This window comes from Vibrio sp. 1F263, assembly GCF_041439035.1.
GTDB classification, from domain to species: domain Bacteria; phylum Pseudomonadota; class Gammaproteobacteria; order Enterobacterales; family Vibrionaceae; genus Vibrio; species Vibrio tasmaniensis_A.
Genome location: NZ_JBGONI010000040.1, coordinates 21580 through 40495, shown reverse-complemented (window position 1 = coordinate 40495; position 18916 = coordinate 21580). Strand labels below are relative to the sequence as shown.

Annotated in this window: 16 protein-coding genes; 11 read left to right on the top strand and 5 right to left on the bottom strand. The window is 44.8% G+C overall.

Features of this window, described 5'->3' with window-relative positions; genetic code table 11:
- The first annotated feature begins 305 nt into the window (after nucleotides 1–305).
- From ACED25_RS19740 to ACED25_RS19705, 8 genes are all read left to right on the top strand, one after another.
- Nucleotides 306–1499: an acetate/propionate family kinase gene (locus ACED25_RS19740; protein ID WP_371695918.1), complete on the top strand. Its 1194-nt coding sequence runs from the start codon at nucleotides 306–308 to the stop codon at nucleotides 1497–1499.
- Between the two features lie 629 nt (nucleotides 1500–2128).
- Nucleotides 2129–4165: a TonB-dependent receptor gene (locus tag ACED25_RS19735; RefSeq protein WP_371695917.1), complete on the top strand. Its 2037-nt coding sequence runs from the start codon at nucleotides 2129–2131 to the stop codon at nucleotides 4163–4165.
- 224 nt (nucleotides 4166–4389) lie between these two features.
- Nucleotides 4390–6513 (top strand): TonB-dependent receptor family protein, encoded by a 2124-nt coding sequence (locus tag ACED25_RS19730; protein ID WP_371695916.1) that lies wholly within the window; start codon nucleotides 4390–4392, stop codon nucleotides 6511–6513.
- Between the two features lie 87 nt (nucleotides 6514–6600).
- Entirely contained in the window at nucleotides 6601–7578 is a 978-nt protein-coding gene (locus ACED25_RS19725; RefSeq protein WP_371695915.1) for a Fe(3+) dicitrate ABC transporter substrate-binding protein, read from the top strand.
- On the top strand, nucleotides 7575–8630 hold the full coding sequence (locus tag ACED25_RS19720; protein WP_029225348.1) for an iron ABC transporter permease: 1056 nt from the start codon (nucleotides 7575–7577) through the stop codon (nucleotides 8628–8630). The genes ACED25_RS19725 and ACED25_RS19720 overlap by 4 nt, the downstream gene beginning before the upstream one ends.
- On the top strand, nucleotides 8630–9601 hold the full coding sequence (locus tag ACED25_RS19715; RefSeq protein ID WP_371695914.1) for an iron chelate uptake ABC transporter family permease subunit: 972 nt from the start codon (nucleotides 8630–8632) through the stop codon (nucleotides 9599–9601). Before ACED25_RS19720 ends, ACED25_RS19715 begins: the two co-directional genes overlap by 1 nt.
- 2 nt (nucleotides 9602–9603) lie before the next feature.
- Nucleotides 9604–10368 carry a Fe(3+) dicitrate ABC transporter ATP-binding protein FecE gene (gene fecE, locus ACED25_RS19710; protein WP_020477206.1) on the top strand — a complete coding sequence of 255 codons (765 nt, stop codon included), beginning with the start codon at nucleotides 9604–9606 and terminating at the stop codon, nucleotides 10366–10368.
- A gap of 152 nt (nucleotides 10369–10520) precedes the next feature.
- Entirely contained in the window at nucleotides 10521–10907 is a 387-nt protein-coding gene (locus ACED25_RS19705; protein WP_009844806.1) for a hypothetical protein, read from the top strand.
- A gap of 144 nt (nucleotides 10908–11051) precedes the next feature.
- Here the strand turns inward: ACED25_RS19705 and ACED25_RS19700 are convergent, their stop codons facing one another.
- Nucleotides 11052–11984, bottom strand: coding sequence for a LysR family transcriptional regulator (locus ACED25_RS19700; protein WP_371695913.1), 933 nt, complete (start codon nucleotides 11982–11984; stop codon nucleotides 11052–11054).
- 206 nt (nucleotides 11985–12190) lie between these two features.
- Here ACED25_RS19700 and ACED25_RS19695 point away from each other — a divergent pair, with 206 nt between their 5' ends.
- Complete coding sequence (locus ACED25_RS19695) at nucleotides 12191–13216, top strand: zinc-binding alcohol dehydrogenase family protein (RefSeq protein WP_371695912.1); 1026 nt, start codon at nucleotides 12191–12193, stop codon at nucleotides 13214–13216.
- A gap of 150 nt (nucleotides 13217–13366) precedes the next feature.
- Here ACED25_RS19695 and ACED25_RS19690 read toward each other — a convergent pair whose 3' ends face one another.
- Together ACED25_RS19690 and ACED25_RS19685 are read right to left on the bottom strand one after the other, a co-directional pair.
- Complete coding sequence (locus ACED25_RS19690; protein WP_371695911.1) at nucleotides 13367–13987, bottom strand: CIA30 family protein; 621 nt, start codon at nucleotides 13985–13987, stop codon at nucleotides 13367–13369.
- A 30-nt stretch (nucleotides 13988–14017) separates the two neighbouring features.
- Entirely contained in the window at nucleotides 14018–14284 is a 267-nt protein-coding gene (locus ACED25_RS19685; RefSeq protein WP_371695910.1) for a DUF3081 domain-containing protein, read from the bottom strand.
- A 379-nt stretch (nucleotides 14285–14663) separates the two neighbouring features.
- Here ACED25_RS19685 and ACED25_RS19680 point away from each other — a divergent pair, with 379 nt between their 5' ends.
- Nucleotides 14664–15080 carry a VOC family protein gene (locus ACED25_RS19680; RefSeq protein ID WP_009844811.1) on the top strand — a complete coding sequence of 139 codons (417 nt, stop codon included), beginning with the start codon at nucleotides 14664–14666 and terminating at the stop codon, nucleotides 15078–15080.
- 214 nt (nucleotides 15081–15294) lie between these two features.
- Here ACED25_RS19680 and ACED25_RS19675 read toward each other — a convergent pair whose 3' ends face one another.
- Together ACED25_RS19675 and ACED25_RS19670 are read right to left on the bottom strand one after the other, a co-directional pair.
- On the bottom strand, nucleotides 15295–16194 hold the full coding sequence (locus ACED25_RS19675) for a DMT family transporter (protein ID WP_371695909.1): 900 nt from the start codon (nucleotides 16192–16194) through the stop codon (nucleotides 15295–15297).
- Nucleotides 16195–16236: 42 nt separating this feature from the next.
- Nucleotides 16237–17247 (bottom strand): LysR family transcriptional regulator, encoded by a 1011-nt coding sequence (locus ACED25_RS19670; RefSeq protein ID WP_371695908.1) that lies wholly within the window; start codon nucleotides 17245–17247, stop codon nucleotides 16237–16239.
- A gap of 100 nt (nucleotides 17248–17347) precedes the next feature.
- Between ACED25_RS19670 and ACED25_RS19665 the strand changes: the two genes are divergently transcribed.
- Complete coding sequence (locus ACED25_RS19665; RefSeq protein WP_371695907.1) at nucleotides 17348–18700, top strand: MATE family efflux transporter; 1353 nt, start codon at nucleotides 17348–17350, stop codon at nucleotides 18698–18700.
- Nucleotides 18701–18916 lie beyond the last annotated feature (216 nt).

Genomic DNA, 18916 nt, shown 5'->3' with positions numbered 1-18916 from the left:
TAGGCTACTTCCCCCTCGCCGCGATTAAAACGCTTTTATCTCGAACAAAATTTAATCTCGAAAGGTCAACACGCCCTAGTGTGAGCAGTCCTTTACTTCGTTTATTAACCAACTGTCATATTCAACTATTTTTTAATTTCGCTCTCGAAATAAATAAACTAATGACTCAGATCAACTTAATCGTGTTCATTTGGTGCTTTTTGCAAAACAAAAGTTGAAAGATTCAAAAATTATTGAATAATGGGCTTAACTAAAATTGAAGTAAACACTTCATCCAATTCGTACTGAAACAGGATCCATATCCAATGTCTAATTCGTTTGTTCTGGTTATTAACTCGGGTAGTTCATCCCTAAAATTTGCTGTTATTGATTCTGTTTCTGGTGAAGCCGTATTGAGTGGCTTAGGGGAGTGTTTTGGTCTTGAAGATGCTCGTATGAGCTGGAAGTATCAAGGTCAGAAAACTGAAATTGCCATTCAAGGTGAAGATAACCACCACAAAATTGCCATTGGCAAACTGGTTGGGTTGATGGAAGATCTAGGCTTCACTGCTGATATAGTGGCTATTGGTCACCGTATCGTTCACGGTGGCGAGAAGTTCACTCAAACGGTTCGAATTACTGAAGAAGTAACGAGTGAGATTGAGAGCCTATCTGACCTAGCTCCACTTCATAACCCTGCAGGTGCTATCGGCATCCGCGCTGCGATTGAAGCTTTCCCTTCTTTACCTCAATTTGCTGTATTTGATACGGCTTTCCACCAAACAATGCCACAACGCGCATTTACTGGTGCAATCGCAAAAGAACTATACACAGACTTCGGTGTTCGTCGTTACGGTTTCCACGGTACGAGCCACTACTTCGTTAGCCGTGAAGCTGCGAAAATGGTCAACAAGTCAGTTGAACAAGCTAGCTTCATCTCTGTTCACCTAGGTAACGGTGCATCTGTATGTGCTATCAAAGACGGTAACAGTGTTGATACGTCAATGGGCTTCACACCGCTTTCTGGCCTTATGATGGGCACACGTTGTGGTGATTTAGATCCAGGTATCATCGAATACCTACTTAAAAAAGGTTGGTCACAAGAGCAAGTCTTTAATTCTCTAAACAAGGAGTCTGGCTTCCTTGGCGTGTCTGGTCTTACGAGCGATGCTCGTGGCATCCTAGAAGCGATGGAAGAGGGCCACGAAGGCGCTAAGCTTGCTTTCGAGGTGTTTACTTACCGCGTTGCTAAATACGTTGCTTCTTACCTTGCAACGCTAGACTCTTTAGACGGCATCATCTTCACTGGTGGTATCGGTGAGAACTCTCTACCAATTCGTCGTGAGATCCTAAGCAACCTTAAGATTCTTGGTTTTGTTGAAGACGTAGCAGGGAATGAAGCCGCTCGCTTTGGCGCAGAAGGTATCATCGCTAAATCAGAGATGTTAGACGCAGTAGCAATGGTTATTCCAACCAACGAAGAGTTCGTAATTGCTCAACAGTCGGTAGAGCTTCTGTAATTTAAGTAAATATAGACGATTTGAAAGCGAGCCCTGGTGGCTCGCTTTTTTATTTCTTGTTCGGGGTCCCTTACATGAAACTACACGCTAATCATCATCTCTATTCAGGTAGACCTTCGTTAATTTAATTACCGTTTCTGCGAGAACGCAAAATTATGAGAATATGGAATTGTTTCTTTGCTAGTCATACTTGTTAGTCAACATAGGCTACTGAGCTTGGTTCTTTGTAGATACAATCAACTCCAGTTACATTTCCGTTGTTGTCTTGAATTATTGAACATTATTTTGAGGTATGACCAGTTAATAGACACGCCGTGCTAAAGGGTATTAATCCCATCCGTTACCTGGCTCAAACCTTTATTTATTTGCTGTCTTTCTCCCTATCGAAAAGTCTTTTTTCTGAGTATTCCCAACCGTCGAACCTCGTTTTTACCTACTTTTATACGACATTATCCAATGTCTTAAGAGGCTTGTTCTTTTTATGATTTTGTTTTTATTGATTGTTTTGTAAATAGCAATGTTGCATATCGTGCTGGAGGGGTAGGCGGTAAAATATATATTGCAAATATAAATGATATTTGTTCTTATTCGCGTCCGTTGTGATTTATAAACTAAACCGGAATTAGAATATGAACGTTAGATTGGCTTTCACCCCCCTCGCTTTGGCAATTGGAGGTGTATTAACCACAGTGGCTACCGTGTCGAATGCAATGGCTTCAGAAGAAGTAACGGTGGATGAAACCGTGCAAGTTATTGGTCATCAGTACGAAGGCTACGCGGAGCACATGCCGCAATCGGGTACCAAAACGGATGTCGAATGGCTCGATGTCCCACAAGCCGTTTCAGTGGTCACTAAAACAGAGATGGAAGACCGTGGTGCGGTCCGTTTAGTGGATGCTCTTGATGGTGTTGCTGGTGTTAATAATACTTTAGGTGAAGGTAGTCGAGACCAATTTGTAATTCGTGGCTTTGATGCACTGAATGACATGTATCGTGATGGCATGCGTGATGATGGAACTTTACAGTCGTATCGAAGCCTATCCAATATTGAGCGTGTTGAAGTGGTAAAAGGCCCTGCAGGTGCTCTGTATGGTAGGGGCTCTGCTGGCGGCATCATTAACTTAGTTACCAAACGAGCGAATGGCGACAATTTTACCAATGTAAACGGCAGTGTTGGCAGTAACAGCCAATTTGTAGGGCAGGTGGATAGCTCAATGGCGTTTTCAGATAAGGTCAATGGACGTATTAACCTGGAACACCGACAGGCTGATTCGTATGTAAACCATGTCGATTCTAATGATTTCTTTATTGCACCAACCATTCGAGTGCTGCCAGCTGAAGGGCATACCGTTGACTTAGATGTCGAATATGCACACCAAGAGCTGGTGCCATATCGTGGTGTTCCATCCAAAAATGGCAAACCTGTCGATGTCTCTGAGAGTTCTTTCTACGGTGGCACTAACGATTATCAAGAGTCCGATAGCCTGCGTGTTGGCATTAATTATGAGTGGCGCTTGAATAGCGAGTGGGTATGGACAAACCGAGCGGCATACAATCATATTGAACTTGAGCAAAAGGGCACGCGTCAAGGCACTGTGACGGGAGATAAAGTCTCTCAAACCGTGAACAATTTCGGTTATGACCCTCGTACCACGACGACTCTTCAATCTGAGCTAGTTTGGGAAACGGATTCGAACCAAATGATAATCGGTGCGGATTATAATCAGATCAATATCGACTTAACGCTCGCAAGCGATGAAACCTTACCTCCAAAAGATATCTACAACCCTGTAGCAGGCCCAACACCTGATCCGGGTTTCAAACCTTTCCGTGATAACACAACGACGACGACGGGTATTTACCTTCAAGACGTTTACACCTTGGGTGATCTATCGGTGATAGGTAACGTGCGCTATGACTCTATGGAACTTGAGCAGCAAAAAGCCGGGAAAGCCCAAGAGAAGCTAGATGATAACAAAGTGAGCTACCGTGGTGGCTTGGTCTATCGTATCAACAACGATATGTCGGTATACGCAAGCTTAGCTCGTTCGTGGCAATTGCCTTACTCCGGTATTTATATCAACCCTAAACTGGCTGAATTCTTCCATACCGATCTAAAAGAAGTGGGTGCGAAAGCTTACTTACTCGATAACGCTTTGATGCTCAATGCCGCTATTTTCCAAATTGATCAAGAACAACCACAAACCAATATTAATGGCGACGTTATCAATAAGATTGAAGCACGTCACCAAGGTATTGAACTGGAAGCTCGCGGTCAGATTACAGAGTTGTGGGATATTTCAGTTGGTTATAGCTACTTAGATGCAGAAGATAAAGATACAGGTAAAAAGCCGAATGATGTATCCGATCATCTGTTCTCACTCTGGAGTACTTACCAATTATACGAAAACTGGCGTTTGGGCGGTGGTGTGAAATACGTAGGGGACCGCTACGCAGGTAACAATGAAGCCGTCGCATTAGGTGATTACACCACTGTTGATTTGATGGCAGCGTACACCACGGGTCGTCACAAAGTTCAAGCGAACGCTTATAACGTACTTGGCGAGAAATACATTCTTGGGGCAACCAGTGGTAAGTCGGGTACTAACCAGATTGGTTACGGAGCGCCAGCTGAATTCATGCTCAGCTACGGCTATCAGTTCTAAAAGCGAGTTCAGCTCTAAGAGTCGTTAATTTTTAAGCGTTATTACGTTTCTAAGAGCTAGTACGTGACTAAAAGCTATTTCAACTGAAAAAACTATTGATTTGTTCGCTACGAGTGAGTGAACAGTTGGCCTCATTTTGAGGTCGTTTAGCCCCATGGGTCAAAGCGTTGGTATAACTTAAAAGCACAGCCTTTGACCCTAATTTGCCTACTTAGGAGATTTTCATGCCTTACCAGAATTTGGATGGTAAACCCCACGCGCAACATAAACTGCGCTTGACCGTACTTGCAACAGCCATCGCTTCAGTGACTTCCATGAGTGCATTCGCTGCGTCTGATCCGCAAACGACGACCATGGAAACGGTTGTCGTGACGGGCAGCTTGATCGGTAATTCAGAATTAGAAGATGTGAAAGAGTATCCGGGAGCGCGTACCGTTCTAACTAACGAACAAATTAAAAAGACTGGCGCACTCTCTATTGATTCAGCATTTCAAAGTGTACCGGGCATTAAGGTTCAAGACGAAACGGGCACGGGTGTATTGCCTAACATCTCGGTGCGCGGCTTGAAAGCGAGCCGCAGTGGTCATGCTCAATTTCTAATGGATGGTGTACCACTGACTCTTGCGCCTTATGGTCATACCGGACAATCTATTTTCCCAGCAACGCTATCGATGCTTGACCGAATTGATATCGTACGTGGTGGTGCGGCTGTGCAGTATGGGCCAAACAACGTGGGTGGTGTGATCAACTTGGTGACTAAGCCTATTCCACACCAATGGCAAACGGAAATCAGTAATCGCTTTACGGTATTTGAAGATGGTAATACACCGCTTAATGACTTTTACCTACGCACGGGTGGTTGGTTAACCGATACGCTGGCACTTCAAGTGGAAGGTAACTTCCTAAAAGGTGAAAGTTTCCGCGATCATTCAGATACAGATGTAAAAAACTTCCAAGCGAAGTTGCAATGGTTACTCAGCGATACCCAGGAGCTACAAGCATTCGTTCAGCGTTACGATGCAGATACCCAAATGCCGGGCGCTTTGTCGCCAAAAGATTACCAGCAAGATCGTACTCAATCGAAGCGACCATATGACGAATACAAAGGTACATCAACACGTTGGAGCCTGAAGTATTTGCATGATTTGAATATTGCAGATGGCGCAGAGTTAGAGGTTCTGACATTCGGTCACCACTCTGAGCGTTTCTTCCAATGGGGCTTTAATAGCGCAGGTGGTCATTGGGCGGATCCAGCACTACCATCAACAGATATTCGTACCTCACCACGTGAATTCGCGGTTTATGGTGTGGAACCTAAGTTAGCGATGTACTTTGACGGTAATACGGTGACGCAAAACTTGATTGTAGGTGCTCGCTATGTAAATGAAGATATCGATTACAAGCTAACGCAAACGCCAATTGCTGGCGGAGTAACAAAAGTGCCACGTGATTGGAACTTGAATACCGATGCATTCGCAGGTTACATCAGCAATGAAGTTGGCCTGTTTAACGACGTGCTAAAGGTTACTCCAGGTATTCGTTACGAATCGATTGATATGACCTTTAATGATAAGGGTAAAGCTCAGAGAACAGACAACAAAGTGACGGAGTGGTTGCCGGGCTTAACCGTGGCATACCATTTAACTGAGCAATGGGTTGGGTACACCAATGCGCAGAAATCTTTGCGCGCACCACAAGTCGCTTACATCCGAGGCAAGGGTGAAGAGGGCAGTGAGCTAGCATGGAACTACGAGTTGGGTGCTCGTTACAATCAAGATTCAACTAGCTTTAATGTCGCGCTCTACCGCATTGATTTTGAAGACCAACTCCAATGGCAAAGCGGAACGCAGACCTTTGACAATATTGGTAAAACGCTTCATCAAGGTATTGAGCTTTCAGGTCGTTATGTTCCGCAGGCTATGCAAGCTCTGAGTTTAGGCGCGGGTTATAACTATTTGGATGCGACGATAGAGGCAGAAGGTGCAAACAAAGGTAAGCAACTTCCTTACACATCGGAGCATCAACTTAGCTGGGATGCGACTTACGCCTTTAGCAAGGTAGATACGACCTTATCTGGTTACTATTTCAGTGAGTCTTATTCTGACAATGCCAATACCAGTGCTGAAGATGCATCGGGTGCGAAAGGCAAAGTACCTGCTTACATGGTATGGAACTTAAACCTAGGCTCAGACTTGTATAAAGATGAAAACAGTAAGTTACGCATGAATGTTGCAGTGAACAATTTGTTTGCTGAGGACTACTACTTCCGCGGTATTGATACCAGTCCGGTTGGCCGCTATCCAGCGCCAGGGCGTTCATACACTTTGGATCTGAACTATCAGTTCTAATCGGTAATTGATTAAAAATAATAACGAATATAAGTCGCCAATATTATTGGCGACTTTCACGGTTCTAGTGTTTAAGGAAAAGTAAATATGGAAAACAGTTCTCGACTTTTATTTTCGAATCAATGGCTGCTGCCGAACGGACTGCTGTCATTCAAAAGGCATTTTTTATTCAGCAGGATAGCGATAACCTTAGCTTTGTTGGCTTTAAGCTTGTTCTCATTCTCCAGTTCAGCAAAAACGAGGATCATTCAAGATGAGCAAGGTCAGTTTGAGATAGCGACTACCCCGCAACGCGTTGTGGTGTTGGAGTTCTCATTTGTCGATGCGTTAGCTGCGGTAGGCGTGTCTCCGGTTGGTGTTGCCGATGACAATGATACTTCGCGAGTGATTCCGGCGGTGCGTGAATTAGTGCAACCATGGGAATCGGTTGGGATGCGTTCGCAGCCTAGTCTAGAAGCCATTGCGGTATTAAAGCCCGACCTGATCATTGCCGATGCAGAGCGTCATCGTACGGTTTATCAAGATCTACAGCGAATCGCACCAACTCTGCTGCTCAAAAGCCGTGGAGAGACTTATCAAGAGAACTTGGAATCTGCGCTTAAGGTTGGTATCGCCCTCGATAAGCAATCGGCAATGGAACAAAGAATTCACCAACATCAACAAGCCATGGTGGAATTTAAAAGTCATTTCTCGCTTAAACAAACTGTCCAATTTGCTGTCGTGTCGGAAAAAGGAATGTGGCTACATAGCCCTGCTTCTTATGCCGGAGGTGTACTCACCACATTAGGTATTGCTAGCCCAATAGTGGAGCCGACAGACAAGGCGTACTTACCAACCAGCTTTGAGTTGTTGTTGAAAACGAATCCAGGTTGGTTGCTCCTTGGTGCTTACTCAGATCCAAATATCGTTGATGATTGGCAGAAAAACCCACTGTTTAATGTCTTAACATCCGCGAAGAATCAACAAGTGGTAGAAGTGTCACCAGCACTATGGTCATTGAATCGAGGCATGTTGGCCGCGGAACAAATGGCGAAAAATCTAGAGCAGATCTTGGATCGTTCATGAGTTCGATGTTGCTCTCTAGAGGTAAGCGACGTTCGCTTATAGTGTCGTGGCTTACGGTATTAGTGTCGTGGCGAGTCACGTTATTTACGGCTTTAGTGTCGTGTTTGGCGATGTCTGGTTACGTGGCCTCGATGCTAGGTTGGTCGAATTTCTCCCTAACATTGAGTGACTTAGTTCACTATTGGTTTGCGTTTGATGAGAGCAATATGACTCATCAAATATTGGCGACACTTAGAGCTCCAAGGGCTCACGCTGGGTTATTGATTGGTGCAAGCTTAGCCGTCGCCGGACTGTTGATGCAGGGATTAACACGTAACCCACTTGCGTCTCCATCAATTTTAGGTATTAACGCTGGCGCAGCCTGTTTTATGGCTTTAGCTGCGATAGGCATACCTGTGGTGAGTGATTTAAACCCGATCCTTAATGCTGTTCTTGGTGCATTGCTAGGCGGTGGTGCTGTGATGCTCCTCGGTGGCTTCTTCTCCGAACGTTCTCATCCGTTACGTTTGGTTTTAGCGGGTATCGCCATTACTGCTTTATTGATTGGGTTAACTCGAGCAGCGTTGATTCTAGCTGATGATATGGCTTATAGCGTGCTGCATTGGCTTACCGGTTCATTGTCTAGCGTGGATGAGGGACAGTGGCAACAGCTTTGGCCGCCAGCAGTGATTGGTTTGGTGTTGGCTGTTAGCCTTGCTCGTAACCTCAACTTATTGGCGCTTGGTGAAGAAGTGGCTGTGGGGTTGGGCAGTAATATCCGGCTTACTCGCCTCATGAGTGGATTGGCTATCGTGTTGCTTGCGGGTGCCAGTGTCGCTATCGCTGGTCCCATTGGCTTTGTAGGATTGTTGGTTCCTCATTTGGTTCGGCCCATGGTTGGGCACAATTACCATCTACTGATTCCTATCTCCGCAATGGCAGGTGCAGCATTAGTGTCTTGGTCAGATGCGTTGTCACGATCGATTGCTTTCCCGACTGAAACGCCCGTTGGTGTTATTACAGCCCTACTTGGGACACCTTGTTTTATTTTGATTGCGACGAGGAGATCTTAATGCACCATCACACTAAGATAGTTTTGTTATCAGGGATTCTCATATTAGTGGCATCTGCGGGCTTGTTTGTCGGTGCTGCGTCACTTTCTATTCCTCAAGTCATCGAACATTTGGTCGCCTTTTCCAGTGACGACTTTGTTATCCATCAGTATCGGCTACCACGTATGTTACTCGCGATAAGCGTGGGCGCAGGGTTGGGGCTATCCGGCGTATTAGTGCAAGGTGTGATACGTAACCCGTTAGCATCGCCTGATCTTATGGGCATTAGCGCCGGGGCAGGGCTTGCTGCGACTGCGAGTTTAGTGTGGTTCCCTAATGCGGCAGTTAGCGTACTGCCTGTGGTGGCGATGTTCGGTGGGGTATTGGCTGCTGGGCTGATTGCGCTATTGGCATGGTGGTCAAGGCCAACACCCGCCAAGTTGGCCTTGATTGGTATTGCAATGAGTGCGTTTCTGGCGAGTTGTATCGACTTCTTGCTTGTCACTAACCCCATCGAGATCAACACTGCGATGGTATGGCTAACTGGCAGCCTTTGGGGGCGAAATTGGCAGCAAGTTCCCTTTATTTGGGGAGCATTGCTCTTGTTGTTGCCAATGGCATTTTGGCTTGCTTGGCGATTGGATGTGATGGGGCTTGGTGAGGAAAGTGCCACCACATTGGGTACTAAGCCAAAACAGATACAAGCTCTTGCGCTATTGGCCGCTGTGTTGCTTGCCAGCGTCAGCGTTTCAGTGGCTGGAACGATCAGTTTTGTGGGTTTATTAGCACCTCACTTAGCGCGCTTGTTGTTTGGGCATAATCATAAGTTGTTAATCCCGGCGTCTGCTCTGGTGGGCGCGATTTTGGTTACTTGTGCCGACGGCTTGGCAAGAGGTCTACAACCACCGATTGAATTGCCTGCAGGGGTACTTACTTCTGTCATTGGCGCGCCTTATTTCATCTTTCTTCTCTATCGCTATCGAGGTTGGTAACCATGCTAAAAACGCAGAATCTTTCCGTCGCGTACGGCAAACAAACGATCATACCGAACCTTTCGGTGTCCATCCCAAAGGGAAAAATCACAGCCTTAATTGGACCCAATGGATGTGGTAAATCTACCTTGTTAAAGACGTTAGTCAGGATCAATAAGCCGGTGACAGGAGAGGTGTTATTTGAAGACAAACCGTTGTCGAGCTATGGCGATAAAGTGCTCGCGCGTTCGTTGTCGCTTCTGCCGCAAATATTGGTCAGCCCTGAAGGCATTTCGGTCAGAAAACTGGTTGAATATGGCCGTTCTCCTTATGTGTCCCATTGGGGAAGGTTAGGGCAAGAAGACCAAGCTATTGTCGAACAAGCAATGCGTGATACCGGCGTACTTGAGTTTGCTGATAAACCGATTGAGTCACTGTCGGGTGGGCAGCGTCAAAGAGCATGGATAGCGATGATAATAGCGCAAGACACAGATGTCGTGATGTTGGATGAACCGACCACTTATCTTGATATGTCTCACCAAGTTGAATTAATGAACTTGATGCAGCAGATGAATGACAAGGGAAAAACGGTGGTGGTTGTGCTCCATGATCTGAACCAAGCGAGTCGTTACTGCGATCATTTGATCGTTTTAGAAAGAGGTGGTTTAGTGGCTGAAGGCACCCCCGATGAGGTGATGACCGAGACATTGCTGAATGATGTTTTTGACCTCAAAGCGAGCGTATTTCGTGACCCTATATCCAATACGCCGATGTGTGTGGCGATTTAAGCAAATAGCCGATGATTAAAGTTGTCAGTATGGCTTGCTGTGCATCTGGTTAAAATAATCAGAGCGAATCAATTTTTGGTGTTGATTGAGATAGTATTTTGCTATAAAACGCGCATAATCTCGCTATACAACACTTAAAGAAGAAATTACCTATGACTACCTTTCAATACTACTTTCACCAACTGCCTTGCTTCGACTGTAAAAAAACGACAGTAAGTACTGATCTTGGTTGGTTAACGCCTGCGATGAAAGATACTGCTCTAGAGCAAGTGACAAAGACACTTGCGGAAGGTGAAGTTACGCCTGATCTTTCAGCAAATGTGGTTTGTACCAAAGACGAAGCTCGCGAGTATCTATTACTGAATTTCTTCGGTTATTCAGAAGAAGAGTTAGCGAGCGGAATTGAAGCTGATGATGAGCAAGAAGTCGCGGATGAAATTGCAGAACTTCTAGAAGAAGGCCAAGATACAATCACCTTCGAACATGAAATTGCTCTTCAGTGCTGTGCTGATTGTGATGTAGAAGAAGAGTCAAACTAAGTACTCGCATTTAAGTATTAGTATTAATGTAGATACATCCATTAATACAGGGTGATGTTCAAATGAAGAAAGGCGTTAGTGGCTTCAAAGTTCACTAACGCCTTTTTTGTATCTCTGCGTCTTATCTCTAAGCAGCATTAGATCCTATGATGCTTTATTTTCTAGAATACCTTGGTCTCCCAATTGAGAAAGGATCTCTGCGGTTTTCTCGCGGAATAAATCTCTTAATAAGCGAACCGTTGGTGTGATGGATTGACGACTAGGGCAGACTAACCACAACTCGGTTGGGGTTGGTTTAAATTCAGGCATAACTTTAATCACTTCGCCAGAAAGCAAATGTTTCGACATATCTAAACAAGACTTTATCGCCACGCCTTTACCGGCAACACACCAACGTCTAACAAGGTCAGCATCGTTCGATGCACGATTCCCTTTCAGCTTCACTTTGTGCTCCTGCTTACCATCCTTAAACACCCATTCGTCTTGCAACATATCATGTAGCTGATAAAGCAAACCATTATGCTGAGTTAAGTCACTCGGGTGTTTTGGTGTTCCCATTTCAGCCAAATATTCAGGAGCCGCACACAATATTCTCGGCACATCGCAGATCTTGAAACCATACATGTTGGCGTCAGTCGGAGAGCCGTAACGTAGCGCCATATCAACAGAATCACGGTAAAAATCGATATTACTGTCGCTAATGCTGGTGCGAAGTGTCGCCTTGGGGTATTCAAGCAGAAATTCATCAAGCCAAGGTGTGATGAGGTTGCGGCCTAGATCCGATGAAAGCGCAATGCGGATTTCTCCATCGATAATACCAAGCTCTTCGCGCATGCTGAGCTTGGCTTGCTCCAATATTTTCAAGGCTTGTTCACACTCAGGTAAATAGCGTTCGCCTGCTGAAGATAGCCTTAAATGGCGAGTGGTTCTTACAAACAGTTCAGCGCCTAGTGCGGCTTCAACTCGTTTGACGGCGGCACTCGCGGTTGCAGTACGCATGTCTAGGTTGGTGGCTGCTGCGGTGATGCTGCGAAACTCCGCCACTTTTAAAATGACCTGTAAGTCTTCAAGAAGCATCTTATCTACCTGTGTTTGATAATGTTCTAAACATTGTATTGAAATCTTTGCTAATCACAAAGCGGGTTAACCCTTATTTACCTCTTCTAAGCTAACTTTATACGCTTAATTATCAAAATATATTTGAAAATCATTCAAATGTTAGACGGTTTATCTAGAGTGAGAATTGACTAAGATTAACTCGTCTAATTCAAGGAGAAAGCACAATGTCAGTACCATCAAAAATGAAAGCTATTGGATTTACTCAGTCATTTGCGATTACAGAGCAAGACAGTTTATTTGAGTTTGAAACGAGTCTGCCAGAACTAAAAAATAATGACTTGCTGGTAAAAGTGAGCGCGACTTCTATCAACCCTGCTGACGCAAAAATTCGTATTCGTAATGCTAAGGATAAAACACTCGAACAACCTAAAGTGCTGGGCTATGACGCAGTCGGTGAAGTTGTTGGCAAAGGTTCTGACGTTGAAGGTTTTGAATTAGGTGACCGTGTTTACTACGCTGGTGACGTCACTCGTATGGGAGCTAACGCGGAATACCAAGCCGTTGATTACCGTATTGCGGCGAAAGCACCAAAGAGCCTTTCTGATGAAGCTGCTGCTGTGATGCCGCTAGCGACACTCACTGCGTGGGAAGCGTTGTTTGACCGCTTGCGTGTTCGTCCTGAAGAGCAAAAGTCGATTCTGATTATTGGTGGCGCTGGTGGCGTAGGTTCAATCACTATTCAATTGGCGAGCCAACTGACTAACCTGACTGTCATTGCGACGGCTTCAAGACCTGAAACCGAGCAGTGGGTAAGGGATATGGGTGCAGACCATGTGGTGAATCACCGTAACTTGGTTGAGTCTGTACGTGAGCAAGGCATCCAGCATGTCGATTACATTTTTAATGTTGCGGATACTAAAGGGCACTGGGAATCGATGGTGGAGCTGATTGCACCACAAGGCATGATCAGTTCGATTGTGGAGTTCGATGGTGGAATTGATCTGTCGGCGCTTCAAGGTAAGTCTGTAGGTTTTGTGTGGGAGCTGATGTTTACCCGTTCACTGTTCAACACAGACGATATCCAGAAGCAACAGGACATCTTATTCCAAGCTGCGAACTTGATTGATGCAGGCCGCATTAAATCGACACTAACGACGACGTTGAATGGCTTTAATGTTGAGACTCTGAAAGATGCGCACCAACGTATTGAAAGTAGTACGTCGATTGGAAAAACAGCCATTAAATATTAATAGTTAATGATTTAGATCTTTGACGGTTTGAAGCATTGATCTTTTGAACGCTTGAATAGAAAGCCCTGATATCTATCGCGAATCGGTAAGATATCAGGGGCTTTTGTTCGTCTGTGGTTTATTCAGACTTTAACTTATTCCAACAAAGCGTTACTCCGTTTCTTGCGAGGTTTTGAATTGAATCTGAAGTAAGTTTAGCTCGAAGGGCAGAGGCTTTTTGTCTGCAATCAAAAAGCCGATCTGTTTAATGTCTTGAGCTTTAAGTCCCGGAGCTCCGTTGAGTAGCCGACCTCTAAACACCGCTTGAAAGTCGTTTAGTCGGAAGATTTTCTTGAGTTGTTCACCTTTAATTGTCTCAAAGTTGTGCTTGTAGTTGGTCCTGTTTCCATCTATCCACGTTGTGAACCTTAATTGGTAAGTACGACCATCACCCACAAACGTCAACTCTACGCTGTCCGTTTCAGAACTTAGTGTTTTAACAGAGCGATTGATTGAACTGAAGCCACCATTGTTCTCTAACGATAGCTCGCCCTTAAATTGACTCGTCTCGCCATCATGAATAAGACCGCCTGTTGAGATGCCGCCCATCACATTGTCGTTGGTCGCTGTCCAATTCTTCTGTTCGTTCGCTTGTGTAAAATCAATCATATCTATTCCTGCTACAGATACTTGAGACCATAAAAAAGAAAGGCTGAGTATTAGGCACAAAGAAGTGATTCGTTTAGGCAGTAAGTGCGTTTTAAAGTCAGTTTCGTGCATGATTTTCTCCATTAGTTATTAGGGCGTGTTGACCTTTCGTACTTACGGAGAAGGCTCTGTAGCAAGCATAGTCAGACAATGGTTGATGAAGTCTTCATAATTCGACGTTTTGTCGTATTCGATTTTTAATGAACCGTGGAACATCAGGGTTACCGTAACGTCTCTGTAGCTTAGCCAACAGGTGTAACCGTCGTAATCGTGCCAAGCAAACATCTCACCTAATTGATATTTATTGTCCAGCTGTTCGCCCGTTGAACGAAGGTAATCGAACACTCTGAGAAATTCTTTGATGGTAATTCTGCTGTCCATGTATCACTCCCGCTACGCAGTCGACTAAAAAAAACTAAGTGCTTGTATTTCAATTAACTACGGTTTGGTTCTGCATTGCGATCACTGAGGGGAGGCCTGTATACAACATCCATTTCATCGGTTCACTTTGTGGGAGGTGTAGTTTGGATAGAACACTTACTTACTTTGACTGGTATTAAGTACAAAGAACATAATACGAGGCAAGAGAGTTACATTGGATTAGGTCGTCTAAACTTACTGTTTGTATGTAGTCAAAGCAGAGCCATTTGGACTCTAAAGACGTTCTCGAAAATAAACGTAAATTAGTTCTTTACCTCAACTTAACTTGAGGTATTAGGATATGCAACGTTGCTTAAGAGAATACTTTAAGGAGAGAAGAATGATCCAACTTGAACATGTAAATTTAGTGGTTAAAGATATCCCAGAGATGCTGACTTTCTATAAAGCAGCTTTCCCTCACTGGTATGTGCGTGATGAAGGGCAAGGCGAATGGTCTGGCAAGCCACGTAACTGGCTACATTTTGGTGATGAATATCAATACATCGCGTTGAGCGATCACGGCGAAGGAGAAAACAGAGATTTGGCTGGGCATTCTGTCGGTCTCGCGCATTTTGCTTATGTAACCAACAATATCGAGAGCGTGATTGAGCGCCTTATTGATGCGGGTTTCCCTATTGCCAAACCTGGGGCTGAAGAACCTTATCGCAAAAACGTTTACTTTGTTGATCCTGCGGGCTTTGAAATCGAATTTGTAGAGTACTTGAGTGATGATCCCAAGCTGCGCAATGCCACGTAGTAGAACTCGTAATCGAGTTGGTGTGCTAGAGCGAGATTGTTCGAAATAAAACGTCTAAGAAAGGGTGCTAGGAAGACTTACAGAAAAGGGCATTGTGGAATATTCCGCAATGCCCTTTTTATATCTATTAGCTGATTGGCTAACTGATCTTTACTCTGTTGGTTGCTTGGTTGCTTGGTTGCTTGGTTGCTTGGTTGCTTGGTCGCTTAGTTGGTTACTTAGCCTTGAATGGCACTAACAACTGTTTGCCAAACACGTTAATGAGTGCGCCCGTGACAATTAGACCACCACCTAGGTAAGTCCAAACTGATGGAATCTCATTGAAGATCCACACGCCTAACAGCGCTGAGAATACGATTTGAACGTATGAGTAAGCCGAAGCTTTACCGGCAGCTTGAGTTTGCATCGCTTTGGTTAAACCGTATTGACCGATCTGAGTGAAAATCCCGACCAGAACCAACATAACGGTTAAGAATAAGCTCGGCCATACAAAGTCGTTCCAGATCAGGGCTGTTGAGATTGGAAGAGCAACCAGCGGGAAATAGAAGATGATCACCGAGCTATCTTCAGTTTGGCTAAGCTTTCTCACAATTACATAAGCAATTGAGCTACCAAACGCGCCCAATAACGCCACCATAATGCTGAACATGGGTAACTCGCTGTTTACGCCGCTGTTCATGCTCGGTTGTACCATCACTAGTAATCCCGCGAGGCAGAATGCTATGCAGATCATGGTCGACTTGTGCACGCGCTCTTTGAGGAACAACACGCCAAGCAACGCGGTAAACACGGGATGTACGTATTGTAGAATGGTTGCTTCTGCTAATGGCAAGGTGGTGACAGCGTAGTAAACACACATTAACGCCGCAGTACCGACAGCACCACGCACGAACAAGAGTGGTTTGTTATTACCCCAGATCGAAATGCCTTTTCGTTTTACGTCGATGTAGCTGATGATCAAAGAGACCAAAGCCCTTGCTGCAACGATTTCAAAGACAGGTATCCCGTAGTTGCTAATGTATTTCACACAAGCAGACATCAGTGCGAACCCAAAAGCGGAGAGAATCATGAACCTAACCCCAACAGGGATCATTGAAACAGAGAAAGAAGGCATAAAAATATCAATCGGGTGAGGGAAGGGGAATCATAGCTTAATTTAAGAGAGTCGACCAAAGCCTTTGTCTTGCTCTATTACACCAAACCACTGATATTGCTGTGCGAGTGATTTCAGCAACTCGATCTCTTTTGCTGTCTCTTCCCTCAGCCACTCAATAAGGTCATTGATGATAGGCGTGTGTGTACGCTGGTGCATGAAGTAAGTCCAAGCACTGTGTTGAATCTTTGCATCCTTAGGGCAGTACAAGAAGCCCCGTTGTAGATCCTGCAAAACCAACAGTAAATCCGTCACCGTGACCCCTTCACCCGACAAGCAAGCACTGAGTGCCATATCCAAAGACAAGAAGCTGGTATTTCTAACGGGCTTTTTCGGCGGGGACTCGACATCAGCAAGCCACACTTTCCAGTCGTGATGATCTAAGGTTGGGTGGAGCCTTGGTAAGGTTAATATTGAATCGAGGTCAGTATCTTGGTTCGTTAAGTTGGTAGAATTACCTAAGCTAGCAGAATTCGTTAAACTAGTAGAACAGACCGGCGCCATAAACTCTTCACGTAAGAAGGTGATGTTAGGTGCCTTGTCATAGCGTTTTTTGAAGCGTGTATGGAAGATCAGTAGGTCATATTCGCTGCTGTTGATCGATTCGTCTTCCTCAATCACAGGCACAATGACGATTTCATAATCTTGATAACGCTCGTTTAACTCCCGGACTTTAGAGATCAATACGCGCGTCGCGAAACTCAAAGTCGCTTTGATCACAATACGTTTCTGCTTTGGTTCACCCCAAGAAGCAATAACCGTTTCGACATTGGCATAGCTTTCACGTAAAGCCACGTACAAATCGTGACCATGTTCTGTTAATTCAATCGCTCGATGCTTACGAATAACCAATGATGCGTTTAACTCATCTTCAAGCTGTTTAATCTGACGGCTGATCGCACTTTGTGTCACATGCAGTTCATCGGCGGCCAGAGTAAAGCTCATCAGTCTTGCTGCTGCTTCGAAGGCTTTTAAGCCATTATGGGATGATGGCAAGCTAGGATATGGGGTCATAATTCGTTCGCATGAGTTTATGGAATGTTAGAGTCGCAAATTTATCAATTGAACGCCAGCCTCATCGATCGTATTTTGGGCGAAATTACCTGAGGCGCTCATGAAAAAAATACTCACACTCGCATTCCCTTTGATCATTTCACAGCTGATCTCTATGGCTTTAGTCCTTACTGATGTTTGGATGATGTCGCGTATCAGTGTGTCAGCCCTTGCGGCTGGTGGCTTAGGCGCCTCTATCTACTTTTTCATCTTTATTATTGCGAGCAGCACCGTGGGTTGTGTCGCGAACTTGATTGCGATCGCTTACGGTCAGCGAGTGGCTCGCCCTGAGTTTGGTAACACACAAATTAGATTAGCCGTTAAAGGCGCAACAATGTTGGCATTTGTGTTGAGTGTGACCTTAATGGCCAGCTTTTGGTTTGCTCCGTTGGTATTAGAGGCAGCAAAACAGCCCCAAGAAGTGATTACTTTAGCAATGGAATATGTGCATGCCTTGAAATGGGTGATGCTGCCTTCGCTTATTTTGTTGGTACTGCGTGGATTAACCAGTGCGTTTGGTAATGTGCGCTCTATTCTGGTGATGTCTATCATCACCGTAATTCTGAATGTGCCAGTGAGCTACTTCTTAACTTTCCAATTAGACATGGGTTTAACCGGTTTAGGGCTAGGTACGGCTATCGCGGCCTTTATCGTGATGGTTGGATACACTGTTTGGGTATTTAAGCGTGACGAGTTTAAGCAGTTCGCCCCTTGGTTAAACACAGAAGAGTATTCAATCAAATTAATGAGCCCTTTATTGATGATGGGTTTGCCTATTGGGCTCGCTGCATTACTTGAACATGGCTTGATATACGGCGGAACTCTGATGGCGGGGACGATCAGTATTGCTTCTCTAGCACTGCACCAAATCCTACTGCAATGCTTAAGCTTTACTTGGAACTTCAATTTCGGTTTCTCACAAGCTGCGGCGATTTTGGTTGGCCGTGATTTCGGTGCGGGTAACTACGAAGGCATCAAAAGAACCTCGATTCTAAGCTTTATCTTGGTGTCTGTGTTGAGTGTAGCCTTGTCTGCCGTGTTCATCATCTGGCCAGAAATGATCGCGTCTATCTTCAAGTTAGACGATGGTACGGGCGCAATGACTTCGCTATTGGCCTCTGTTATTTGGGTGGTTGCGTTGTGCTTTATTGTAGACGCCTGGCAGTTACTGGCCATTAACCTGTTGAGAGGGATGAAGATTGTCTCAATGCCAACCGTAATGACAGCCATTGGTTACTGGGTATTTGGTTTGCCAGCGGCTTGGTATTTGATGTCTAAGTTTGAATTGGCAGGGATCTGGGGCGGAATCGGTGTTGGTTTAGGTGTGACAGGTATTCTGCTGCTTATCCAGCTGATGCGTGTCATTCAAAAGAACAGTCAGTCTCCGGATCTCTCGACTCATGCTTATTCGTGATCTGCTTGTGATGCTCGCCTTTACCATGAAATCTTGAACGATGAACTTTGTAATACTGACCAAGAACTATCAATTACCAGTTTCTAATTACCGACAATGAGCTATCAGCTAAAAGCCCTGAATTGCGGACTTCGTAATTTAGACCTTGGTCTTACAGAAACCGTAAGCAAAGGTGGCTAGAATGATTTAAGTCGCTCACCGTTTTATCAAGGAAAA